Annotated in this window: 24 protein-coding genes and 2 other annotated features; of the genes, 1 reads left to right on the plus strand and 23 read right to left on the minus strand. The window is 48.2% G+C overall.

What is annotated here, in order from left to right; translation table 11 throughout:
• Window positions 1–62: 62 nt before the first annotated feature.
• The 20 genes from rpoC to C7R91_RS06705 all read right to left on the minus strand — a co-directional run bounded on the left by rpoC (window position 63) and on the right by C7R91_RS06705 (window position 20,737).
• Window positions 63–3,689, minus strand: a complete 3,627-nt coding sequence (rpoC, locus tag C7R91_RS06610) for a DNA-directed RNA polymerase subunit beta' (RefSeq protein WP_047074723.1) — start codon at window positions 3,687–3,689, stop codon at window positions 63–65.
• A 29-nt stretch (window positions 3,690–3,718) separates the two neighbouring features.
• Complete coding sequence (gene rpoB / locus C7R91_RS06615) at window positions 3,719–7,258, minus strand: DNA-directed RNA polymerase subunit beta (protein ID WP_047074724.1); 3,540 nt, start codon at window positions 7,256–7,258, stop codon at window positions 3,719–3,721.
• Between the two features lie 312 nt (window positions 7,259–7,570).
• Complete coding sequence (locus C7R91_RS06620; RefSeq protein ID WP_047074726.1) at window positions 7,571–8,167, minus strand: class I SAM-dependent methyltransferase; 597 nt, start codon at window positions 8,165–8,167, stop codon at window positions 7,571–7,573.
• 102 nt (window positions 8,168–8,269) lie between these two features.
• On the minus strand, window positions 8,270–8,632 hold the full coding sequence (gene rplL / locus C7R91_RS06625) for a 50S ribosomal protein L7/L12 (protein ID WP_047074728.1): 363 nt from the start codon (window positions 8,630–8,632) through the stop codon (window positions 8,270–8,272).
• 55 nt (window positions 8,633–8,687) lie between these two features.
• Window positions 8,688–9,203: a 50S ribosomal protein L10 gene (rplJ, locus tag C7R91_RS06630; RefSeq protein WP_016742852.1), complete on the minus strand. Its 516-nt coding sequence runs from the start codon at window positions 9,201–9,203 to the stop codon at window positions 8,688–8,690.
• A gap of 24 nt (window positions 9,204–9,227) precedes the next feature.
• Window positions 9,228–9,391, minus strand: a sequence feature (ribosomal protein L10 leader region).
• A 42-nt stretch (window positions 9,392–9,433) separates the two neighbouring features.
• Entirely contained in the window at window positions 9,434–10,117 is a 684-nt protein-coding gene (gene rplA, locus C7R91_RS06635) for a 50S ribosomal protein L1 (protein WP_047074730.1), read from the minus strand.
• An 89-nt stretch (window positions 10,118–10,206) separates the two neighbouring features.
• Complete coding sequence (gene rplK / locus C7R91_RS06640; protein ID WP_005828886.1) at window positions 10,207–10,632, minus strand: 50S ribosomal protein L11; 426 nt, start codon at window positions 10,630–10,632, stop codon at window positions 10,207–10,209.
• A gap of 186 nt (window positions 10,633–10,818) precedes the next feature.
• Window positions 10,819–11,355 carry a transcription termination/antitermination protein NusG gene (nusG, locus tag C7R91_RS06645; RefSeq protein WP_017247036.1) on the minus strand — a complete coding sequence of 179 codons (537 nt, stop codon included), beginning with the start codon at window positions 11,353–11,355 and terminating at the stop codon, window positions 10,819–10,821.
• Between the two features lie 45 nt (window positions 11,356–11,400).
• The gene (secE, locus tag C7R91_RS06650) at window positions 11,401–11,649 is read right to left on the minus strand and encodes a preprotein translocase subunit SecE (RefSeq protein ID WP_012683970.1); all 249 of its coding nucleotides are present in this window, start codon (window positions 11,647–11,649) and stop codon (window positions 11,401–11,403) included.
• Entirely contained in the window at window positions 11,649–11,798 is a 150-nt protein-coding gene (gene rpmG / locus C7R91_RS06655) for a 50S ribosomal protein L33 (protein ID WP_003392018.1), read from the minus strand. The genes secE and rpmG overlap by 1 nt, the downstream gene beginning before the upstream one ends.
• Before the next feature lie 237 nt (window positions 11,799–12,035).
• Window positions 12,036–12,686 (minus strand): RNA polymerase sporulation sigma factor SigH, encoded by a 651-nt coding sequence (sigH, locus tag C7R91_RS06660; protein WP_005828894.1) that lies wholly within the window; start codon window positions 12,684–12,686, stop codon window positions 12,036–12,038.
• An 83-nt stretch (window positions 12,687–12,769) separates the two neighbouring features.
• Complete coding sequence (locus C7R91_RS06665) at window positions 12,770–13,294, minus strand: NYN domain-containing protein (protein ID WP_047074734.1); 525 nt, start codon at window positions 13,292–13,294, stop codon at window positions 12,770–12,772.
• A gap of 1 nt (window position 13,295) precedes the next feature.
• Window positions 13,296–14,051, minus strand: coding sequence for a 23S rRNA (guanosine(2251)-2'-O)-methyltransferase RlmB (rlmB, locus tag C7R91_RS06670; protein ID WP_012683967.1), 756 nt, complete (start codon window positions 14,049–14,051; stop codon window positions 13,296–13,298).
• A gap of 1 nt (window position 14,052) precedes the next feature.
• On the minus strand, window positions 14,053–14,457 hold the full coding sequence (locus tag C7R91_RS06675) for a Mini-ribonuclease 3 (RefSeq protein WP_007716204.1): 405 nt from the start codon (window positions 14,455–14,457) through the stop codon (window positions 14,053–14,055).
• 17 nt (window positions 14,458–14,474) lie between these two features.
• Entirely contained in the window at window positions 14,475–15,881 is a 1,407-nt protein-coding gene (cysS, locus tag C7R91_RS06680) for a cysteine--tRNA ligase (RefSeq protein ID WP_047074735.1), read from the minus strand.
• Window positions 15,862–16,527, minus strand: coding sequence for a serine O-acetyltransferase (cysE, locus tag C7R91_RS06685; protein WP_047074737.1), 666 nt, complete (start codon window positions 16,525–16,527; stop codon window positions 15,862–15,864). Before cysE ends, cysS begins: the two co-directional genes overlap by 20 nt.
• A gap of 89 nt (window positions 16,528–16,616) precedes the next feature.
• Window positions 16,617–16,876 (minus strand) — a binding site (T-box leader).
• A gap of 27 nt (window positions 16,877–16,903) precedes the next feature.
• Complete coding sequence (gene gltX, locus C7R91_RS06690; protein ID WP_047074739.1) at window positions 16,904–18,370, minus strand: glutamate--tRNA ligase; 1,467 nt, start codon at window positions 18,368–18,370, stop codon at window positions 16,904–16,906.
• Between the two features lie 87 nt (window positions 18,371–18,457).
• A complete protein-coding gene (gene ispF / locus C7R91_RS06695) occupies window positions 18,458–18,931 on the minus strand; it encodes a 2-C-methyl-D-erythritol 2,4-cyclodiphosphate synthase (protein ID WP_047074741.1) in 474 nt (157 codons plus the stop codon).
• 3 nt (window positions 18,932–18,934) lie between these two features.
• Window positions 18,935–19,621 (minus strand): 2-C-methyl-D-erythritol 4-phosphate cytidylyltransferase, encoded by a 687-nt coding sequence (gene ispD / locus C7R91_RS06700; protein ID WP_047074745.1) that lies wholly within the window; start codon window positions 19,619–19,621, stop codon window positions 18,935–18,937.
• A gap of 27 nt (window positions 19,622–19,648) precedes the next feature.
• Window positions 19,649–20,737 carry a PIN/TRAM domain-containing protein gene (locus C7R91_RS06705; RefSeq protein WP_047074746.1) on the minus strand — a complete coding sequence of 363 codons (1,089 nt, stop codon included), beginning with the start codon at window positions 20,735–20,737 and terminating at the stop codon, window positions 19,649–19,651.
• Between the two features lie 286 nt (window positions 20,738–21,023).
• On the opposite strand from C7R91_RS06705, the gene C7R91_RS06710 reads away from it, so the two are divergent.
• A complete protein-coding gene (locus C7R91_RS06710; protein WP_047074748.1) occupies window positions 21,024–21,419 on the plus strand; it encodes a nucleoside triphosphate pyrophosphohydrolase family protein in 396 nt (131 codons plus the stop codon).
• Window positions 21,420–21,514: 95 nt separating this feature from the next.
• Here C7R91_RS06710 and pssA read toward each other — a convergent pair whose 3' ends face one another.
• From pssA to radA, 3 genes are all read right to left on the minus strand, one after another.
• Entirely contained in the window at window positions 21,515–22,243 is a 729-nt protein-coding gene (gene pssA, locus C7R91_RS06715; RefSeq protein WP_047074750.1) for a CDP-diacylglycerol--serine O-phosphatidyltransferase, read from the minus strand.
• A gap of 113 nt (window positions 22,244–22,356) precedes the next feature.
• Window positions 22,357–23,433 (minus strand): DNA integrity scanning diadenylate cyclase DisA, encoded by a 1,077-nt coding sequence (gene disA, locus C7R91_RS06720; protein WP_047074765.1) that lies wholly within the window; start codon window positions 23,431–23,433, stop codon window positions 22,357–22,359.
• Window positions 23,434–23,441: 8 nt separating this feature from the next.
• Window positions 23,442–24,809, minus strand: coding sequence for a DNA repair protein RadA (radA, locus tag C7R91_RS06725; RefSeq protein ID WP_047074752.1), 1,368 nt, complete (start codon window positions 24,807–24,809; stop codon window positions 23,442–23,444).
• Window positions 24,810–24,823: the final 14 nt, after the last annotated feature.

The following is a 24,823-nucleotide window of genomic DNA, read 5'->3' on the forward strand; positions in this document are numbered from 1 at the left end:
CTTTTGATATTTTTTATTTTAGAAAAGCGCCCACCGATCGGTGATGGGCGCTTTTCCCGCCATTACTCTACAGAAACTGCTTCTTGCTCAGCTTTCGCTGCTTCCAGCTCTGCTTCGTAATCTACTTGACTAGCAACTTTTACATTGCGGTAACGTGACATACCGGTACCTGCTGGAACCAGCTTTCCGATAATAACGTTCTCTTTCAAACCTAGCAAGCGGTCCACTTTTCCTTTGATCGCTGCATCGGTAAGAACGCGAGTCGTTTCCTGGAAGGATGCTGCCGACAGGAAGGAGTCGGTTTCGAGGGATGCTTTGGTGATCCCCAGAAGAACCGGACGGCCCACTGCTGGATTTCTGCCTTCCATGAGAACTTTTGCGTTCGCTTGCTCAAATTCAGGAACCTCAACATAGGAACCTGGCAAGAGGTCTGTATCTCCGCTGTCGATAACGCGCAGTTTGCGCAGCATCTGACGAATCATAACCTCTACGTGCTTGTCGTTAATTTCTACCCCTTGCATACGGTAAACTTTTTGTACCTCTTGCAAGATGTAGTTGGAAACGCCGCGCATACCGCGAACTTTGAGCATTTCTTTCGGGTCTACGGAACCTTCCGTGAGCTCGTCACCGGCATTCAGCTTGACACCAACAGAAACCTTGATGCGCGAGCCATACGGTGCTGCATACACTTTGTTCTCCGCTTCTCCACGTACTTCGATCTCGCGACGATCTTTCCCTTCGCGAATATCAACAACTTCACCATCGATTTCGGAGATAACTGCTTGCCCTTTCGGATTGCGCGCCTCAAACAACTCTTGAATACGCGGCAAACCTTGGGTAATATCGTCTCCCGCAACCCCACCGGTATGGAAGGTACGCATGGTCAGCTGGGTCCCCGGCTCACCAATGGACTGAGCAGCGATAATTCCGACTGCTTCGCCCACTTCCACCTCGGCTCCTGTAGCCAGGTTGCGTCCGTAGCACAGTTTGCAGACACCATGGCTGGTGCGGCAAGCAAGTACGTTACGGATGTAAACGTCAGTGATTCCGACTTTTTCGATATACTCGGCAACCTCTTCAGAGATCTCCTCATTGCGGTGCACGATAATTTCTTTTGTCTCAGGGTGGCGCAAAGTCTCGAAGCAAGTACGTCCTACCAGACGGTCAGACAGCTTCTCGATTTCTTCTTTACCATCCTTGATCGCTGTTACACGGATACCTTTATCTGTTCCGCAATCGGTTTCGCGTACAATCACGTCTTGGGCAACGTCTACCAGACGACGAGTCAGGTAACCCGAGTCCGCTGTACGCAAGGCTGTATCGGCGAGACCTTTACGCGCACCGTGCGTGGAGATAAAGTACTCCAATACCGTCAGACCTTCACGGAAGTTGGATTTAATCGGCAACTCGATGATTCGACCGGATGGGTTTGCCATCAGACCGCGCATACCAGCCAGCTGAGTGATCTGGGATACGTTACCACGGGCACCAGAGTTCGCCATCATGAAGATCGCATTGAACTTATCCATGGACTTCATCAGAACGTCTGTTACTTCATCCTTCGCTTTGGACCAGATGGAGATTACGCGGTCATAGCGCTCGTCTTCGGTGATCAAACCGCGACGGAACTGCGTCATAACAGTTGCAACCTTTTCATCCGCTGCGTCGAGGATGTCTTTTTTCTTTCCTGGTACCGCAATGTCCGCTACGGCAATTGTGATACCTGCTTTCGTGGAGTACGTGAAGCCCAGTTCCTTGATCTTGTCGAGGATCATGGACGTTTTCATCGTACCGAAACGACGGAAGCACTCGGAAATGATCGTTCCCAAGAAGCCTTTCTTCACCGCACCCGGATCAGGCAGGTTCTTGATGAACTTTGTAACGTTGGTACCTTTATCGAAAATAAAGTATTCGTCAGGAACCATGTTTTGCAGGTTGCCTTTCGTTGGTACGTTGATGAACGGCAGGTCTGCAGGGAAAATTTCGTTGAAGATTACTTTACCTACTGTCGTTACGAGAAGCGCGTTCTCTTGACGCTCAGTAAAGCTGGTTTTATTCAGGCGTTTTGCTGGCAGAGCGATGCGCGTATGCAGGCTGATAAAGCCTTGCTGATAAGCGGCAATCGCATCGTGAGGATCGCGATAAATCGTACCCTCGCCTTTGTCGCCTTCGCGTTCCAGTGTCAGGTAGTAAGAACCAAGCACCATGTCCTGGGAAGGTGTTACTACTGGTTTACCGTCTTTCGGGTTCAAGATGTTCTGCGCTGCCAGCATGAGGATACGGGCTTCTGCCTGTGCCTCAGCAGACAACGGAACGTGAACCGCCATTTGGTCACCGTCGAAGTCCGCGTTGTACGCTGTACAAACGAGCGGATGCAAACGGATCGCACGGCCTTCAACCAGAACCGGTTCGAATGCCTGGATACCCAGACGGTGCAAGGTGGGGGCACGGTTCAACAGTACCGGATGCTCGCGAATAACGTCCTCGAGAACGTCCCATACCTCTGGCTGAACGCGCTCAACCTTGCGCTTTGCGCTCTTGATGTTGTGAGCGAGTCCTTTGGAAACCAGCTCTTTCATCACGAACGGCTTGAAGAGCTCCAGTGCCATTTCTTTAGGCAAACCGCACTGATACATCTTCAGGTTAGGTCCTACAACGATAACGGAACGACCGGAGTAGTCAACACGCTTACCGAGCAGGTTTTGACGGAAACGACCTTGTTTACCTTTCAGCATGTGGCTGAGAGATTTCAAAGGACGGTTACCTGGTCCTGTTACCGGACGTCCACGACGACCGTTGTCGATGAGCGCGTCTACTGCTTCCTGCAGCATGCGTTTCTCGTTTTGTACGATAATGTCAGGAGCACCCAGTTCGAGCAGGCGCTTCAGACGGTTATTACGGTTGATTACACGGCGGTACAGGTCATTCAGGTCGGAAGTGGCAAAACGTCCACCATCCAACTGAACCATTGGACGAAGCTCTGGCGGGATAACCGGCAGTACGTCGAGAACCATCCAATCCGGGTGGTTACCGGAGTTACGGAATGCCTCGAGCACTTCCAGACGCTTGATCGCACGGTTGCGACGCTGGCCTTGTGCCGTTTTCAAATCTTCTTTTAACGTTTCCACGTCTTTATCCAGATCGATTTCTGCAAGCAGGCGTTTGATCGCTTCTGCTCCCATCATCGCTTGGAAGGAGTGGCCGTATTTCTCACGATAGTTGCGGTACTCTTTTTCGGAGAGCAATTGCTTTTTATCGAGAGGAGTGTCACCTGGATCGGTTACTACGTAAGAAGCAAAGTAGATTACTTCCTCCAGGGAACGAGGGGACATGTCAAGCACCAAGCCCATACGGCTTGGAATCCCTTTGAAGTACCAGATGTGAGAAACTGGGGCAGCCAGTTCAATGTGCCCCATGCGCTCACGCCGTACTTTGGCGCGGGTCACTTCCACGCCACAACGGTCGCACACTACACCTTTATAACGAACACGCTTGTATTTACCGCAATGGCATTCCCAGTCCTTGGTCGGTCCAAAGATGCGTTCACAGAACAAGCCGTCTTTTTCCGGTTTCAGTGTGCGGTAGTTGATCGTCTCTGGCTTCTTCACTTCCCCGAAAGACCACGAACGGATCTTATCGGGGGAAGCCAAGCCGATCTTCATATATTCGAAGTTGTTCACGTCAATCACAGGGCGTTACCTCCCTTGGTACCGGAATCTTACTCGTCGTTCAAGCTTCCGCCTTCGAGAACGAGGTTCAGTTTTTCACCGTTGCCTTCATCCTCGTCTTCCATTTCACGCATTTCAATCTCCTGCTCGTCTCCGGACAGAATCTTCACGTCCATACCCAAGCTCTGGAGTTCCTTGATCAATACCTTGAAGGACTCTGGAACACCTGGTTCTGGAACGTTTTCGCCCTTAACGATCGCTTCGTACGTTTTCACGCGGCCCACGACGTCATCGGACTTGACAGTGAGAATTTCTTGCAAGGTGTAGGCAGCACCATATGCCTCCAATGCCCAAACCTCCATCTCCCCGAAACGCTGTCCACCGAATTGAGCTTTACCACCCAATGGCTGCTGCGTAACAAGAGAGTAAGGACCAGTAGAACGAGCATGGATTTTGTCGTCAACCAAGTGAGCCAGTTTCAGCATGTATACGCAACCTACCGTTACACGGCGGTCAAACGGTTCACCTGTACGACCATCAAACAAGATCGTTTTTCCGTCACGATCCAGACCTGCTTCTTCCAACGTTTCGAATACTTCTGCCTGACGTGCACCGTCGAATACCGGCGTTGCTACGTGGATACCCAGAAGCTTCGCTGCCATACCCAAGTGAGTCTCCAATACCTGACCGATGTTCATACGCGAAGGTACGCCCAACGGGTTGAGTACGATCTCTACTGGAGAGCCATCTGGCAGGAACGGCATATCTTCTTCCGCCATGATGCGGGCGATAACCCCTTTGTTACCATGTCGGCCGGCCATTTTGTCACCCACGGAGATTTTCCGTTTTTGGGCGATGTAAACGCGAACGAGTTGGTTTACGCCTGGTGGCAATTCGTCGCCATTCTCGCGCGTAAATACTTTTACGTCTACGATGATACCGGAACCACCATGCGGTACGCGCAGGGAAGTATCACGAACTTCTCGAGCTTTTTCACCGAAGATAGCATGCAGGAGGCGTTCTTCTGCTGTCAGCTCAGTAACCCCTTTAGGTGTAACCTTACCTACGAGAATGTCGCCGTCCTGAATCTCCGCACCAACACGGATAATACCGCGTTCGTCCAGGTTTTTCAGAGCATCTTCCCCAACGTTTGGAATATCGCGAGTGATTTCCTCTGGACCCAGCTTGGTGTCGCGAGCTTCGGACTCGTATTCTTCAATATGGATAGACGTATACACGTCATCTTTTACAAGTTTTTCACTCAGAAGAATCGCGTCTTCGTAGTTGTATCCTTCCCACGTCATAAACGCAACGATTACGTTACGACCGAGAGCCAATTCACCTTTTTCAGTGGATGGGCCGTCCCCAATGATATCGCCTTTTTCAATCCAGTCTCCAGTGCTAACGATTGGACGCTGGTTGATGCAGGTACCTTGGTTGGAACGAATAAACTTGTGCATTTTGTATTTATCGAGATCGCCGGCAACTTTTCTGCCGTCGATTTCTTGGTAACGACGAATCCAGATTTCGCGAGCCGTTACGCGCTCTACTTGACCCGGATGCTTGGCAACGATCGCCACGCCGGAGTCTTGCGCTGCTTTATGCTCCATACCTGTACCGACAAACGGTGCTTGTGGAATCAAAAGCGGAACGGCCTGCCGCTGCATGTTTGAACCCATCAGTGCGCGGTTGGCGTCATCGTTCTCGAGGAACGGAATCAGCGCTGTCGCTACGGATACAACCTGCTTCGGCGACACGTCCATGAAGTCTACCTTGTCGCGAGGTACGCTCAAGATCTCACCTTTACGACGGCAGATTACCATGTCGTTTACGAAACGGCCATCTTCATCAAGTGGCTGATTCGCCTGTGCCACGTTGAACACGTCTTCCTCATCAGCAGTCAAATAGCTGATATCAGTCAACACGAAACCTGTTTCCGGATCTACTTTACGACGAGGCGTTTCAATAAATCCGTAATCGTTAATGCGTGCAAAGGACGACAGGGAGTTGATCAAACCAATGTTTGGTCCCTCTGGCGTCTCAATTGGACACATACGACCGTAGTGAGAATGGTGAACGTCGCGCACTTCGAAGCCCGCGCGCTCACGCGTCAAACCACCAGGTCCGAGTGCGGACAGACGGCGTTTGTGCGTCAGCTCAGCCAATGGGTTTGTTTGATCCATGAACTGGGACAGCTGCGAGCTACCAAAGAACTCCTTCAGTGATGCAATCACTGGACGGATGTTAATGAGAGCTTGCGGTGTGATTTGGTTTTGATCCTGGATGGACATGCGCTCACGAACCACACGCTCCATACGGGACAAACCGATACGGAACTGGTTCTGCAGAAGCTCACCCACGGAACGCAGACGACGGTTACCCAAGTGGTCGATATCATCTGTGGAACCTACACCGTGCAAGAGGTTCATGAAATAGTTGATCGCCGATACGATATCCGACGGCGTAATATGTTTGAAGGACTTATCTACATTTCCGTTTCCGATTACTTTGATGATCTTGCCATCCTCAATCGGAGAGAAAATATTGATAGATTGCAAATGAATCGCTTCATCTTCCAACACACCGCCATGCGTGCGAACATCGATAAAGCCGACATTGCCTTCCAGCGCTGGCAAGATGCGATCCAGGACACGACGGTCAATCATTTGACCTGCTTCGGCAAAAATTTCACCCGTTGTCGTATCGATTAGCGTCTCAGCCAAACGTTGGTTGTACAGACGGTTTTTCAAATGAAGCTTTTTGTTCATTTTGTAACGACCAACAGAAGCCAAATCATAGCGCTTAGGGTCGAAGAAACGAGAGATCAAGAGGCTCTTCGCATTTTCGACTGTTGGTGGCTCACCCGGACGAAGACGCTCGTAGATTTCAATGAGCGCTTTTTCCGTAGAATCGGTATTGTCTTTTTCCAGCGTGTTCTTGATGTATTCATCTTCACCCAGCAAGTTGAGAATCTCGATGTCGGAACCAAAGCCCAACGCACGCAAAAGAACCGTTACCGGGATTTTTCGCGTACGGTCGATGCGGACATAAATAACGTCCTTCGCATCGGTCTCCAGCTCCAGCCAAGCACCCCGGTTCGGGATTACTGTAGCTGTAAACGTCTGCTTGCCGTTTTTGTCCACTTTGGTGTTGTAATATACACTGGGGGAACGAACAAGCTGGCTGACAATAACGCGCTCAGCACCATTAATAATGAAGGTTCCCGTTTCGGTCATGAGCGGGAAGTCCCCCATGAATACTTCTTGTTCCTTCACTTCTCCCGTCTCTTTGTTCAACAAACGTACCTTCACACGCAGAGGCGCCGCATAGGTGACGTCACGTTCTTTCGACTCGTCAACATCGTACTTCGGCTCTCCCAAGCTGTAGTCGATAAACTCCAGCACGAGATTACCTGTGAAGTCCTGGATTGGCGAAATGTCTTGGAACATCTCACGGAGCCCCTCATCAAGGAACCATTGGTAGGACTTTTGTTGAATCTCGATGAGATTTGGAAGGCCCAGCACTTCGTTAATACGTGAATACGTACGACGCTGGCGGTGTCGGCCACTTTGAATCACTTTACCTGCCAACTTATTCACCCCTCAGGTTGTGTTTTCACACATAGAAACTCGGCATTCGGCAACTTCTTTCAGTCGCATTCGAATGCCTAAAAATAAAAATGGGTTAAAGCAGCTTCAACCATTTTTAACCCAGAGAAACTCTATTTTAAAAGAATTCCCATGTTTTCACGCAAACATTCCTATCTCAGGAAAAAAGTAGAAACGCTTGACGGACAGGGAATTGCTGAAAAATAGACATTTATCCCATATTGACATTTTATAATGCTACCACATTCAATTATTCACGTCAAGAAAACTTTTCTAATGATTTCTTCTTGCTTATTATTTGATTGCCCTGAATATGTGATAGCCTTTTTCCCGATCTACCTCTATTACTTCACGGTACGTTTCCTGCAGCTTCTTTAATGCGGATGGGGCGCCTTGCTTCTTCTGAATGACAACCCACATTTCTCCGCCTTCTACTAAAAGGTCGTAACCCTCTACAAAAATGCGATGAACGATTTCCTTACCCGCACGAATCGGCGGATTGGTCAGAATGACATCAAACTGCTCGCCTTGCACGCCGCTGTAAACATCACTCACTCGAACCTCAACATTTTTTATTCCATTTGCTTCTGCATTACGACGAGCCAGGTTAACCGCACGCTCGTTCACGTCGATCATCGTCACCCGACCATGATCAGCAAGCTTGGCAGCCGTCAATCCCATCGGACCATACCCACATCCCACATCGAGCACACGCGCATGATTGTCGATTTCCATGTTCTCGATGAGCAATACACTTCCAAAGTCAATCCGGTCTCGGGAAAAAACGCCAGCATCCGTTATGAAACGAAATTCATTACCACGGAGTTTGAACGTAAATTGCTGTTCATCATGTGCAGCGCCCGGTTGATTGGTATAGTAATGGTCTGCCACGTGTGATTCACCCTTCCTCATCGTTTAAATAAACCTTTATCACCAAAAGTTTATAGAAAATCCCCCTGCCGCAGGCAAGGGGATATCCTAAAGGAAGCTAACTTACTTTACTTCTACTTGAGCGCCAGCTTCTTCGAGTTTTGCTTTGAGGGATTCTGCTTCGTCTTTGGAAACGCCCTCTTTGAGTGTTTTTGGAGCGTTGTCTACCAGGTCTTTTGCTTCTTTCAGACCCAAGCCAGTCAGCTCGCGAACAACTTTGATTACGTTGATTTTGGAAGCGCCGCCGCTTACCAGGTTTACAGTGAATTCAGTTTGCTCAGCAGCAGCTTCTGCTCCGCCACCAGCAACTACAGCTACAGGAGCAGCAGCAGTTACGCCGAATTCTTCTTCGATTGCTTTTACCAGATCGTTCAGTTCGAGAACGGACATGCCTTTAATGGCTTCCAAGATTTGCTCTTTAGACATTTGTAAATCCTCCATTCAAGGAATATTATTTGTGAAGCATTAGCCGATCAGACGATTAAGCGCCTTGACCTTCTTTTTGTTCTGCCACTGCTTTGACTGCCAGTGCAACGTTGCGCATTGGAGCTTGCAGGACGGAGAGAAGCATGGACAAGAGACCTTCGCGGTTTGGCAGGGAAGCCAGAGCTTTAATTTGCTCAGCATCAACTACTTTACCCTCGATAACGCCACCCTTGATTTCCAGCTTGTCGTTTTTCTTAGCGAATTCAGCGATAACTTTCGCTGGAGCGATGATATCGTCTTTGGAGAACGCCAGAGCGTTTGGTCCAGTCAGATATTGATCCAGTTCAGTCAGGCTTTCCTTCTCAGTAGCCAGACGAGTCAGGGAGTTTTTCAACACCTGGAACTCAACACCAGCTTCACGCAATTGCTTACGAAGCTCAGTTACTTGTGCTACTGTCAGACCGCGGTAGTCAGCTACCACTGTAGTTTGGCTTTCGCGAAGCTTAGTTGCGATTTCGTTGATCGCTTGTACCTTTTCTTCACGAATAACGGTTGGACGAATTTCTGCCATTGTTTACACCTCCCGTGCTCTAATCCTAGAAAATGAAGAATGCCCTCGCAGACTCACGAGGGCATAATGCTATATCGTCAAAGGAAAACAGCGTTTCCTCATTCGTACATTACACGCCTCGGAGGGATATTAAGCGTTACTCTCACAAGCACCGCACCTTCTGTCTACGGCATATTCTTTTCATCAACAGGGACTATCTTAACAACTCCCACAAAGGAAGTCAAGTGTCATTATTTTACAGCTACGCGTACACCAGGGCCCATAGTGGAGCTCAGGGTTACGTTTTTCATGTAAACACCTTTTGCAGCAGCTGGTTTCGCACGGTTCAGTGCTTCAGTCAGAGCAGCCAGGTTTTCTACCAGCTTGTCAGCATCGAAGGATGCTTTACCGATAGGAGCGTGAATGTTACCCGCTTTGTCTACACGATACTCAATTTTACCTGCTTTGATTTCGTTAACCGCTTTAGTTACATCGAAAGTAACTGTACCGGTCTTAGGGTTTGGCATCAGGCCTTTTGGACCGAGTACACGACCCAATTTACCTACTTCACCCATCATATCAGGAGTAGCTACTACAACGTCAAAGTCGAACCAGCCACCTTGGATTTTTGCGATCATGTCTGCATCGCCTACGAAGTCTGCACCAGCTGCTTCTGCATCTTTCGCTTTTTCGCCTTTTGCGAATACGAGAACACGTTGTACTTTACCAGTACCATGTGGCAATACAACTGCGCCACGAATTTGTTGGTCAGCGCGCTTAGGATCTACGCCCAAACGGAAAGCTGCTTCAACAGTTTCATCGAATTTAGCTGTAGCTGCTTTTTTAACCAGCTCAACGCCTTCAACTACTTCGTATACTTTGTTTTTATCAACGAGCTTTACAGCCTCTTGATATTTCTTACCTTTTTTCGCCATGATTAAATCTCCCTTCAATGTGGTCGTAGCGGTTGATCCTCCCACAGACAGGGGGGCACAACGTCTGTGCCCCCTTGCACTCAAGACAATTAGTCTTCGATTACGATACCCATAGAACGAGCTGTACCTTCTACCATGCGCATAGCCGCTTCTACGGATGCAGCATTCAGGTCAGGACGCTTCAGTTCTGCGATTTCACGAACTTTATCACGCTTCAGCGTAGCAACCTTTGTTTTGTTTGGTACGCCAGAACCGGACTCGATACCAGCAGCTTTCTTCAAAAGAACTGCAGCTGGAGGAGTTTTTGTGATAAAAGTGAAAGAACGGTCTTCAAACACGGTGATTTCCACCGGAATGATCATACCTACTTCGCTTTCAGTGCGAGCATTGAATTCTTTACAGAATCCCATGATGTTTACACCAGCTTGACCGAGAGCCGGACCTACTGGAGGTGCAGGATTCGCTTTACCTGCTGGGATTTGTAATTTAATTACGCGGATAACCTTCTTAGCCACGTAACACACCTCCTTACTTCACATGTGGTTATTACGGGGGAATGCCCCCTCCCACCGTTTTTTGAAAGTCTCTATGTAAAAGACTTTCGATCTATAGTGAGAGTGCAAGAAACCCCAATTAGTGTTGTGGGATTGTTAAAACAAAATGAAATGTACCACATAGCGCGATACTTTTCAAGTTGAATCCTAATCCAATTTTTGAACTTGTGTAAAGTCTAGCTCTACCGGTGTTTCGCGACCGAAGATGTCCACCAATACGCGAACCTTCTGCCTGTCCGGGTGAATCTCGATAATCTCCCCGGTGCGATTGGAAAATGGACCATCTATGACGCGCACCATATCGCGGAGAGCATAATCGACTCTGATCTTGGGAATTTCGATTCCCATTTGCTTGAGAATCGTATCGGCCTCTTCAGGACGCAGCGCTGTCGGTTTAGAGCCAGCACCCGTGGATCCGACAAAGCCGGTAACCCCAGGGGTGTTGCGCACGACATACCAAGAGTCGTCCGTCATCACCATTTCAACAAGGACGTATCCAGGAAACACTTTTTTCGTGACGGTGCGCTTCTTACCATCCTTGGTTTCCACCTCTTCTTCAGTGGGAACAAGAACGCGAAAGATCTTGTCTTCCATGCCCATCGACTCGAGTCGCTTCTCCAGATTGGTTTTCACCTTGTTTTCGTAACCTGAGTACGTATGAAGTACATACCATGCTTTTTCCATATCCAACAGGACGTTAACCGTCCGTCCCTCCTAAGACTTGCATAATTACGTTCCTAGAATCAAATCGATCAAGCGCGAGATACCCAAATCAACGACGAAGAAGAATATTGCAAGGAGCACGACCGTAACGAGTACAACAAGCGTATAGGTTGTCAACTCTTTACGGTTGGGCCAACGGACTTTCTTTAGCTCGGACATTACGTCACTAAAAAAACCACCGGTACGGCGAAAACTGGCTCCGATTCGTGATAAAAAACCCACTTTGCCACCCCCTGACTTCGTCGCATCAACCATTACTTCGTCTCGCGATGAAGGGTTTGCTTCTTGTCACGGGAGCAATACTTTTTCAGTTCAACACGTTCAGTAGTGGTGCGCTTGTTCTTTGTGGAGATATAGTTACGCTCGCCACACTCGGTGCACGCCAACGTGATGTTTACTCGCATTTATTGCCACCTCCATCTCATTTCAAACCTGCTATTAGTTAAAAGTACCCCGATGATAAATAGTACGGGAAAACCGCTACTTTTTCCTGACCATTTCATTCACCTAAGTAACCATAGAACAGAGAGATAAGAGTCTATGGCTACCTAAATAAATTTATCACACCGAAATACCCATGTCAAACAAAATGACTTGACAAGAGGTAGTCCTTTTGCTTCCAAAATAAAAAGAGAGATTCTCTACAAATGAATCTCTCTTCCTTCCAAATAGCGCTCTAGCTTGCGCTTTACTCGCTGCAATGCATTATCAATAGATTTGACATGACGCTTCAGCTCGACGGCAATCTGCTGATAGGATCGCCCATCCAAATAGAGCATGAGAACTTGGCGCTCCAAGTCGCTCAATATTTCACTCATTTTGCCCTCGATATCATCGAACTCTTCCCGATTAATAAACAATTCCTCTGGATCGGTCACTTTTGTTCCCGAGATCACATCGAGTAACGTGCGGTCAGAATCCTCATCATAGATAGGCTTGTCCAGTGAGACGTAAGAATTGAGCGGGATGTGCTTTTGGCGTGTCGCTGTCTTGATCGCGGTAATGATCTGACGGGTAATACACAGCTCGGCAAATGCCTTGAACGACGTGAGCTTGTCTCCTCGGAAGTCGCGAATAGACTTGTACAGTCCGATCATCCCTTCCTGCACGATGTCTTCGCGGTCAGCCCCAATAAGAAAATAGGATCTCGCTTTGGCACGAACGAAGTTCTTGTATTTGTTGATCAAATACTCCAAAGCTTCGGCGTCATTATCGCGAACCAGGTCGACTACTTCTTCGTCGGTCATTAGTTCATATTGGGCATGTTTTAACTCCTTGAGGTCAACACTCACAAATGATCCCTCCGCCAACCGGTTTCTCCAATAGATAGCGCTATTATACATGATGCCGTAAAAAAGCGTCAACCGAATCCAAGTTATTCCCTTCTCCATTTTTCGAATATTTTCGCTATTTCATCATTCAGCGTAATCCGCGTGGAGAAGCGCTCTTCTTGCGTTTTTTCGACTTGTTTCTTGATTTCCTTGCCCGCATTTTCCATATCGAGCAACAACTCCCGCGCTGATTTGCGCAAAGCCCCCTGCCCAAATATGACACGTTGAGAGGTATAATCAGAAGTTGCTACATAAATTTGTCGATTTTTATTGTGAAATTGGGAGACTAGCTGCTCAATTTTCTCGTCTGCTGTCTCCTTTTTCTTCGTGAAATAAACCTCGACCTGGAAGTCTTCCATTTGACGGCCAATGCCAGGAACGTTGTACGCATCGAAGACAATGATGACCTTCACACCAGTGTAGCTCTGGTACTCAGCCATTTTTGCGATTAATTGATCACGCGCCTCGTCCATCCGCTCTTGATCCTTCAGCAGGCGCAGATCGGGCCAGGCGCCGATGATATTGTATCCATCTACGATCAACAGCTGCTTGGCTTTTCGTTTCGCCATGTCATTTCACCCGCGTCGGAATTGGACTCCTGGAGCGATAGACTTCATACATCAACAAGGCAGCTGCTACAGAAGCATTGAGTGAGGTAACATTTCCCGCCATCGGAAGGCTGTACAGAAAATCACAGTTTTCTCGGACGAGACGACTCATGCCTTTTCCTTCGCTGCCAATGACAATTGCAAGCGGCATCGTATAATCACCCTGGCGGAAATCTTGCTTGGCACTCGCATCTGTTCCTGCGATCCAAACACCGCGTTCTTTGAGCTCTTCCATGGTACGAACCAAGTTCGTTACTCGCGCTACCGGCACGTAGTTGATCGCCCCTGCCGAAGCTTTTGCCACTGTTGCTGTAAGACTGACAGAGCGTCGTTTTGGAATGATGACACCATGAGCCCCGACTGCATCAGCTGTCCGCATGATAGAACCGAGGTTATGCGGATCTTCCAGCTCGTCCAACAGCAAAATGAACGGCGCCTCGTTTTTTTCCTCTGCCCGCTTCAAAATATCGTCTACTTCTACGTAATCGTAAGCAGCAACTGAAGCCACTACACCCTGATGGTTGTCCGTTGACACGAGCTGATCCAGCTTTTTGCGGTTCGCTGTCGTCACAATGACACCCTGTTCTTTCGCCAAGGCAAAGACAGGTCCCATCAGATTTTTATTCGTCCCCTCTGCAACCCAAATCTTATTGATCGTACGGCCTGATCGCAAAGCTTCGATAACGGGGTTTTTCCCCAGAATCCACTCTTCACTCATTTCATGATTCTCCTTCCACTATGGCAAACGCTTGTTGCACAATTTCAGCGATCCGCTCTTCTTTTCCACTCAAGTACAGATACCCGATCAATGCTTCAAAAGCCGTTGCATGACGGTAGTCGATAATATCGGCGTTTTTGGCACTGGAGCCGGATTTGGCATTCCGCCCCCGCTTCACTACATTCAATTCTTCCTCCGGCAATGTGGGCATTAACGTCAACAACACATTGGCCTGTGCTTTCGCTGAAACATAGCGGTTGGCCGCCTTGTGGAGCTGGTTTGGTTTAACCAGCCCCTTGGCGATCAAATGATACCTAACACAATGCGAATAGGTAGCATCCCCGAGGAAGGCAAGCACGAGTGGATTTGTCAGATTAGGATCTCGGGTCAGTTCTTCTTTTTGCATCTATTTTCTTCGGCCCCTTATTTTCGACGCCAGCGAACACCTTGTGGCGTGTCCTCCAGCACGATTCCTTTTGCTGCGAGCAGATCGCGGATTTCGTCAGAACGCGCAAAGTTTCTTGCTTTGCGGGCTTCTGTGCGCTCTTCGATCAGCGCATCAATCTCACTATCCAACAGCTCCTGCTCCTCTGCAATTTCAAGACCAAGAACCTCCGTCAACTCTACCAACAAATCCATGTACGCACGAACTTCGGTTTCGCCTACATTTTGATGACGCAGATACAGGTTCGCTTCCTTCACGACGTCAAAAATAACGGTAATCGCATTCGCTGTATTGATATCATCATCCATCTCAGCAATGAAGCGCTCGCGAAGCTCTCCAATGATTCGTGCCTGCTCCTGCGCCTGATCATTCGGCTCTTCTGCACGCACGGTATCCAGACGATGGGAAAGATTCGTATACGCCGTCTTGATTCTATCCAAACCATTGGCCGCTTGTTCGATCAACTCTTCGCTAAAATTGATCGGGTTGCGATAGTGCCCCTGAAGCATAAAGAAGCGAATTAATTGACCGCCGAATTTCTCCGAAAGGTCGCGTGCAAGCAAGAAATTCCCGAGGGATTTAGACATTTTTTCGTTGTCGATATTGAGCATGCCGTTGTGCAGCCAGTAGCGCGCAAAGACTTTACCCGTAAAGCACTCCGACTGGGCAATTTCGTTCTCGTGGTGCGGGAACACAAGGTCTGTTCCGCCCGCATGGATATCGATTTCCTCACCCAAAAACTTCAGGGCCATTGCCGAGCACTCAATATGCCATCCCGGTCTTCCTTCGCCCCACGGACTATCCCAGGTAACTTCTCCAGTCTTGGCCGCTTTCCAAAGTACAAAGTCCAGAGGGTGTTCCTTTTTCTCGTTAATTTCTACACGAGCACCTGCCTGCAAATCATCCAGCGGCTGATGCGAAAGCTTTCCGTACTCCTGAAAACGTCCCGTGCGGAAATACACGTCACCTTCACTCTCATAGGCAAAGCCCTTTTCAATCAGCCCTTGCACGAATTCAATGATCTCCGGAATGGTCTGCATCACTCGCGGTTGAATATCCGGTGGCGATACGTTCAGTGATTTCAGATCAGCATTGTACGCATCCGTGTATCGATCCGCCACTTCTTTGACAGTGACACCTTCCTGATTCGCCACACGAATCAGTTTGTCATCTACGTCCGTAATATTTTGCACGAATGTCACTTCGTAGCCACGGTATTTCAAGTAGCGGCGAAGTGTATCAAATACAATGGCAGGGCGTGCATTTCCAATGTGGATGTAGTTGTACACGGTCGGGCCGCACACGTACATTTTTACCTTTCCTGGCTCCAATGTGTGAAACGGTTCCTTTCGCCGCGTCATCGTGTTAGTTAACTGAATGCCCATCGTTCTTTTTATCCTCCCTCAAAAGCTCCAATTCTTTGCGTAATTGATCAATTTCCTTTTGCATCATACGAATCGTATCCGCTACCGGGTCTGGCATGTTTACATGGTCCAGATCGTTTTTGACCCGCTTGCCATCCTGGATGACGATGCGTCCCTTGATTCCTACTACGGTCGAGTTAGGCGGTACCTCCTGCAAGACAACGGCACCAGCCCCTATCTTTGAATTATCGCCAATTTTAAAGGAGCCCAACACCTTTGCTCCCGTAGCAATAATGACATCATTGCCGATCGTTGGGTGACGCTTTCCTTTTTCCTTACCTGTTCCCCCGAGTGTAACTCCTTGATAAATCGTTACATTGTCTCCGATTTCGCACGTCTCTCCGATCACAACACCCATGCCATGGTCAATGAACAGGCCACGTCCAATGGTTGCGCCCGGGTGAATCTCAATTCCCGTGAAAAAACGGGATAGCTGAGAGACAATTCGGGCGAGTGTACACAGCTCAGCCTTCCAGAGCCTGTGGGCAATCCGGTGCCCCCATATCGCGTGCAAACCGGAATAGGTCATGACGACTTCCAGCGTACTGCGCGCAGCCGGGTCTCGTTCAAAAACAGCATGAATGTCATCTCTCATCTGTGCTAACATTTTTGGGTGGCACCTCCTGCCTGATTTACCTGCCGAGTTTTCAACTTCCTTAAAAATAAAAAACGTCCCTATCCCCTCCATTACGAAGGGACAGAGACGGGTTTACCGTGGTTCCACTCTGCTTAGATCGTCTTGGCTGCAAAGACTTAACAAACAACCTTGAACGATCTCGCTCATATCCCGATAACGGCGGGAAGCCGATGGCGCTTACTGATATCTTTTCAAAAAGATAGGTTCAGCTCATTGCTCACAGGGGCATTTCCATACAGGGCACATCAGATGGCTCTCACCTATCCATCCTCTCTGTAGATGTGCAGACTGTTGTACTTCTCCTGATCGTTGCATTCCTTATTTATAAAAGAAAACCAGCCAATACTTACTGACCGTTTGCAATTACTTGCTGTGCACGTGCAATCACCTTGTCGCGTCCGAGCAGGTACAACGTCTCTGCCAAATCACGACCATGCGCCTGGCCAGTTGCTCCTACGCGAACCGGCATAAACAACGCCTTGCCTTTGTGACCCGTTTCCTTTTGCACGTCTTTGAGTACCGCTTTAATAACATCCACATTATATGCATCCTGGGCAGAAAGGTGTTTCACAAAGGAAGCGAGCACTTCCGGCAATTGCGGTTCTTTCAGAACCAGCGTTGCTTCTTCATCGTACACCACTTCGTCGAGGAAGAAAAGAGCTGCCAACGGAACGATTTGCGCACAGTAGGACATTTGCTCTTGGTACAGACCTACGATACTGCGAACCCATTCGCGCTTCTCAGCAGACAAATTCTCTTCGATGAAGCCAGCTTTTTGCAGATGCGGGATACACATGTCTGTAATCATATCGAGCGGTTGGCGTTTCAAATAGAAGTTGTTCATCCAGTTCATCTTCGTTGCATCAAACACAGCTGGTGACTTGTTCACGCGATCCATTGAGAACAGCTTGATCAGATCTTCCATTAAGAAAATCTCTTCTTCGCCACCTGGAGACCATCCCAATAGAACAAGGAAGTTCACGATTGCTTCCGGCAAGAAGCCGAGGTCGCGGTACTGTTCAATGAACTGAAGAATGCTCTCGTCGCGCTTGGACATCTTTTTGCCATCTTGGTTGAGGATCAGTGCCAAGTGAGCAAAGTCAGGCGCTTCCCACCCAAACGCTTCATAAATCATCAATTGACGGGGCGTGTTGGACAGATGCTCTTCTCCACGAATGACGTGGCTAATTTTCATCAAATAGTCGTCCACTACAACGGCGAAGTTGTATGTAGGAATCCCATCCGGACGGCAAATAACGAAATCGCCCATCTCGTTGGAGTTGAATGTTACCTGTCCACGAATCAGGTCGTTCACGACATACTCGCGGTCTTCCTGAACGAGGAAGTGAATGGATGGCACTCGTCCTTCTGCTTCGTACTGAGCACGCTGCTCGTCTGTTACATGGCGGTGCTTTTCCAAAATGCGTGGTGTTTCTCCACGCGCGAGCTGTTCTTCACGCTCTGCATCCAGTTCTTCTTTTGTCGCGTAGCAGTAGTACGCTTTGCCTTCTGCCAGCAGTTGATCGATATATTTTCGATAAATGTCCAGGCGCTCTGTTTGACGGTACGGTCCATATGGTCCACCAACGTCTGTACCTTCTTCCCATGTTACGCCAAGCCATTTCAGGTTTTTCATTTGTTCTTCGTCCGCATTTTCCTTATTGCGCGTTTGGTCCGTATCTTCAATCCGAACGATGAACGAACCACCGTGATGTTTCGCAAAAAGGTAATTGAAGAGCGCTGTTCGCGCACCGCCGATGTGTAAATGCCCCGTAGGACTCGGCGCATAACGAGTGCGAATTTCTTTCGCCATTGGTAGCACCATCCTTATGAATGTAAAAGGCTATAACCTTGACCTAAGTAAAAACGTATCTAAGGCTTTATGTTACACCTTGCCCCTCTACTTGACAAGCAAGCATACCGCCTGTGCAGCGATTCCTTCTCCTCTGCCTGTAAAACCAAGTTTCTCGGATGTCGTCGCCTTCACATTCACATGCGAGAGATCGTCTGCCTCCAGCACGCGTGCAATGACTGCACACATTTGCGGTATGTACGGCGCCATCTTCGGCGCTTGGGCAATGATCGTTGCATCCACGTTACCTAAACGGTAGCCGCGCTCCCGAACCAACTTCCATACATGCTCCAGCAGCTTTACGCTATCTGCATCCTTAAAAGCCGGATCTGTATCTGGGAAATGACGGCCAATATCCCCCTCACCAATCGCTCCTAGAATCGCGTCACTAATCGCATGGAGGAGGACATCCGCGTCAGAATGCCCTAGCAAACCTTTTTCATACGGGATGGTGATGCCTCCGATAATGCATGGACGCCCCTCTACTAATTGATGCACGTCAAAACCTTGTCCAATACGCATGAGCTACTCTCCCTTTCGTTTCCGCAATATCTCTTCACCAAACCACAGATCATCTGGCGTCGTAATCTTAATGTTCTCATAGCTTCCCTGCATAATCGATACCGGATGACCCATCCACTCAACCAGCATCGCATCATCCGTACCCAGCTTCCCCGCTGCCTCTGCTGCCTGATGCGCCTCTCGCAATAAAGACATACGAAAAGCTTGTGGGGTTTGAACCGCCCACAAGCTTTCCCGTGCCGGGGTTGACTCTACAAGTCCTGTAACCCCCACCACTTTAATCGTATCTTTGACAGGTACCGCCATGATCGTTGCCTGATCTTGTTGTACCTGATTGATCATGTCACTGATCTGTTTGCGAGTGACAAAAGGACGGGCAGCATCGTGAACCAGTACGTAATCGCAATTTGCGGATAGTGAAGCCAAGCCATTTCTCACACTGTCTTGTCGCTCTGCTCCGCCCAGAGTAACCACAACCGTCAGCTTTTCAGCCGAGAGTAAGGCCATTACTTCTGCGTGGTCTGCTTCACTCACCACCAGCACGACTTCGTCAATGTCGGGATGAGTAGCAAAAAGACGTACCGTATGAGCCAAGATCGGCTCGCCCGCAAGCGGTAACCACAACTTGTTTCGTTGTCCACCCATTCGTTTACCCGAACCGGCTGCAACGATCACGACACCCGTACTCACTGATTCATCCCTCTCCTGTTGTCTTTTCTATAACGCTCGTTCCAGCAACTTTGGCTTGGCAAAGATCATACGCCCCGCTGAAGTTTGCAGCACACTCGTTACGAGAACGTCGACGTCGTTTCCGATGTATTCTCGTCCGCCCTCTACAACAATCATCGTGCCATCATCCAGATAAGCGACACCCTGACCGTGCTCTTTCCCATCCTTGATGACTTGAACGTTCATCTCTTCTCCAGGTAAAACTACAGGCTTGACTGCATTCGCCAAATCATTGATGTTCAATACCGCAACACCTTGCAGCTCACATACCTTGTTCAGGTTAAAGTCGTTTGTTACGACCTTTCCGTTAATAAGCTTTGCGAGCTTGATCAGCTTGCTGTCCACCTCGGATACTTCTTCAAAATCGCCTTCCCAAATCTGAACCTTTACCTTCATTTCCTTTTGAATCTTGTTCAAGATATCCAGACCCCGACGACCGCGGTTTCTCTTCAGTACATCGGAGGAATCGGCGATATGCTGCAACTCCTCTAACACAAATCCCGGAATGACCAGTACCCCTTCCAGAAAGCCAGTACGGCAAATATCTGCGATGCGTCCGTCAATGATGACACTGGTATCGAGAATTTTATTTTCCAAATTAACGGAAGTTGTCGCACTTTCCTTTTTCCTATCCTTACGTCCAATCGAAAATACCGACATAATTTCGTCCCGCTTGCGAAATCCTACCTGGAAGCCCAAATAACCGAGCAACCCGGAAACAATTAACGGCAAAAGATCTCCTACAAACGGAATCGGAATTTTACTGATGGGCAGGAATAATAAGAATGCAACAATAAGACCACTAATCAACCCCATCGCTCCGAACATCACATCGACAACCGGCATTTTGACGAGTGTCTCTTCACCCCATCGAACGATGCGCAGAACATAATCCACAACCCAATTCGCTAAAAAGAAAAACAAGATGGCACCTAGTACAGCTCCAATATATTGCGATCCGGCTACTACACCAAAGTTTAACAGTGGATCAAGCAACGAAAACAATTCGTCACCAAATCGATAACCCAATCCGCCACCAATCAAAACAAAAATGAATTTTCCTACTCGGCGTAACATGCCTTCACCTCCTTTTACTAATATAGACAGAAGCCTAAGAGTAAAACCCTATTTTTTTCCAAATCATTATAATGCTTCATTTTACTTTCCCTCACTATAGCAAAAAAGATTTTGCCATGTCAAATAGCCAAAAATTTTAACATAGTTGTCATTTTCTCGTCAACCCGGGAACACTCGTTTCCTTTGATGATAAATTGACAGAGAGATGGCTCCCTTCTTATAATGTCAGTATCGTAATGAGAGAAAATTATGACGATACCAACAGCCTAAAGCAGAGGTGAACCAGATGGACAATCGAAACATAGACGACTTTCAAACGCAAGTATCCGAGCTTTTGATCAGACATCGTAGCGTACTGGACGTCATGTCCAAAGTTCAGGAAACGGCATCCCGCATTAACCGTTCACTGACAAAAGCCATCACCGAATGCGGCTGTGTCGAAGTGGTTGCCAAAAAACAGACGTACGATTCGAACAAGAATCTCGAGGACAACAAGTCCCAATTGGACACCCACTTTAACGGACCGCTGTGCGAGCATTGTCGCGATGTAGTTACTGCTGAACTTGGCAAAAACCTCTTTTACCTCACTGCCTTGTGCAATATTACTGACATCAAGCTAGAAGATGTACTTCAGAAAGAATCCAACCGACTGAATACTTTGGGTGTCTTCAATCTGTCTTAAAAGTCCGCTACTCGTATTACGAATGAACCCTAAAAAAAGTTGCATACAAAAAAGAAAAACCCGCACATGGAAGTGTGGGTTTTTTTATACCGAAACTATTCAAACGGAACGGTTTCTTCCTCTTTGTTTTTACGCTTGCGTAATTTTTTGACAAGAAAGTCAACGTTTTTTTTTATTCCGTACAATGCATAAAAAGCGAGTGGTAGAAAGACAATTTTTGGAAATTGCTGCGGATACTTAATCGCTACAATAACCACAATCGCGATGATAATGGGTGTGATCCAGTAAGCAGACTTTGGAATCCCCACTTTTTTAAAGTTAGGATACTTGACCTTTGATACCATCAAAAAGGCAAGCAGCAACATACTTACGGCAAGCAATACCGGAGTGAACACTTGGTGATAGAGTGCGAGCGTAGCCAGTACGCCTCCCGCTGCCGTAATCGGCAAACCGATGAAATACCCCGGAACCCCGGCCTGTACGTTAAAACGCGCCAAACGCAGCGCACCACAGATCGGAAAAATGGCTGTAATGAGAATCCCAAGCAAATCAAAGTGTTGCAAGACGACAACATACATGATGAACGCTGGCGCAATCCCAAATGTAATAACGTCAGAAAGGGAATCCAATTCCTTCCCGAACTCACTTTGGGCATTCAACATACGAGCTACACGTCCGTCCAGCCCGTCTGCCAGCATACCAATGATCACTGTGATCGCTGCATATTCGACGTATTGATCGCCTCGAAACGCAAGAATAATTGCTAAAACTCCCAGAAACAAGTTGCTTACGGTTAGTATGTTCGGTAACGATTTCACGAACATAGACTACCTCCTGATTTCTTTTGCGTAAGGAGCAGGTTATCCTGTTGACCTTGTTTTATCCAAGTCCCTTAGGCAAATGCTGAATACAAATAATGCCTTTATCCTATTCTACTTTAAATGTGTCTGTCAATGAACACTTGTTCTTGAATCCGTTTCAGTCCCTCTTTAATCGCTCTCGCTCGGACCTCGCCAATACCTTCCACTTCGTCTAATTCCTGAATCGTTGCCATCATGATTCGCGGCAGATGATGGAAATGCCCAACCAGATTCGAGATGATTGTAACGGGCAAACGTCTGATCTTGTACAGGATCCGATAACCTCTAGGGAAAACGGATTCATCCAGCATACTGGCATTGGCGGAATACCCCAGCGTACGCAAAAAAGAAGTGAGCTCCAGCATTTCCTCCGAGTTCAATTTTTTCATGTCCCGCAGCACAAGATCAGGTGAATAGGATGGATCTCGGGAATAATCCCGAATAAGCATATGGGCCTCTTCCTCAATGTTTGAAACCAGTTCCTCCAACTGCATACTGACGAGCCTTCCTTCGACTCCTAGCTCACATATGTACTTGGAGACCTCTGTCTTAATACGTAACACCATCTCAATTCGTTGCAAAACCGAGGCAACTTCGTGTAAAGTAACGAGCTCCTCGAATTCTAACGCACCGAGATTCGTCAAAGCTTGATCCAACACGGCCTTGTATTTCTCAAGGGTAGATACAGCCTGATTCGCCTTGGCCAAAATGACGCTGATTTCGCTTAGGACATACCGGAAATTCCCCTGGTAGAGCGTGATCACATTCCGACGTTGAGAGATAGCGATGACCAGATGATTCGTTTGAATGGCCGTGCGTTGTGCTGTACGATGCCGTGTCCCCGTCTCGCTCGTGGGGATTGAGGAGGGTGGGAAGATTTGCGTATTCGCGTACAGGATGCGTCTTGCGTCTTCACTTACTATGATCGCCCCATCCATCTTCGCTAATTCATACAAATGGGCAGGAGAAAAATCACAATTGATGGAAAAACCGCCATCGACAATCGACTTCATCTCTGGACCGCATCCAATAACAATCAAGCCCCCGGTTTTTGCCCGTAAAACATTTTCCAACCCTTCACGAAGCTGTGTGCCGGGTGCCACGAGACGAAGCACATCACCGAATTGCGGAGTTCTTTTGATGTTCCCCTGCATGCCCACTCCTACCTCCTTATCACCTCATTCAACGCATCGGCAATATTGCTCACACCAATTACTTGAATATCTGCTGGCGCATCCAGACCGCGGATGTTTTTCTCCGGGATGATAACACGTTTAAACCCTAATTTATGTGCTTCTCGCACTCGTTGCTCAATACGAGATACACCGCGCACCTCACCAGTCAAGCCAATTTCTCCGATAACGACATCATGCGGATTGGTGGCGTGATCACGGAAACTGCTTGCAATGCTTACGGCTATCGCTAAATCAACTGCTGGCTCATCCAATCTGACCCCACCTGCTACGTTTACATAGGCGTCCTGATTTTGCAGCATCATGCCCATCCGCTTTTCCAACACTGCCATAATCATCGCTACACGCTGATGATCGACACCTGTTGCCGTTCTCCGCGGGGTCACAAAGCTGGTCGGGGCAACGAGAGCTTGCAGCTCAACCAAAACGGGACGTGTACCCTCCATACTGGCTACGACTGTGGAACCCGCAACACCAAATGGACGCTCTGCCAAAAATATTTCAGATGGATTCGCCACTTCCTCCAAACCGCGATCCTTCATCTCGAAAATACCGATTTCGTTTGTCGAACCAAAACGGTTTTTGACGGCGCGCAAAATTCGAAACGTATTGTGACGCTCCCCTTCAAAATAGAGAACAGCATCCACCATGTGCTCAAGCATACGCGGACCAGCGATGGAGCCTTCCTTGGTTACGTGACCGACGATGAAGGTACCAATCCCTTTCCCTTTTGCAATCCGCATTAATTGGGCAGTAGCCTCCCGCACTTGAGCGACGCTCCCCGCAGCCGATTGAATCGTCGGGTGAAACACAGTCTGGATCGAGTCAATAATCAGCACATCCGGGTCTACTTGATTAATATGCTGTTCGATCAAATCCAAATCATTTTCTGCCAATACAAACATCGGCGGTGTTTGCAAATGGAGTCGATCCGCGCGAATTTTAATTTGCTTTGCCGACTCCTCTCCAGATACATAAAGAACCTTCGCCCCTTGATGAGCCAAGGCAAAAGATGTCTGCAAGAGCAATGTCGATTTCCCGATTCCGGGGTCTCCCCCAACCAAAATGAGTGAACCCGGCACAAGTCCACCACCAAGAACACGATTTAATTCTCCGATCGTCGTATCCATGCGTGGCTCTTCTTCACTGGCTACCTGGGTCAATGGAATCGCAGATTGGCGCTGACCGCCGCTCAGTCCTTCGTGACGATGTGCATTTTTTACCGTCACTTCCTCTACTAGAGTGTTCCAGCTGCCGCAACCCGGACATTTCCCCATCCATTTTGGCGATTCATAGCCACATTCTTGACACGCGTATTTCGTTTTATACTTTGACATAATCGCACCCTCAC

It is taken from the genome of Brevibacillus formosus (genome assembly GCF_003013405.1).
Lineage (GTDB): Bacteria > Bacillota > Bacilli > Brevibacillales > Brevibacillaceae > Brevibacillus > Brevibacillus formosus.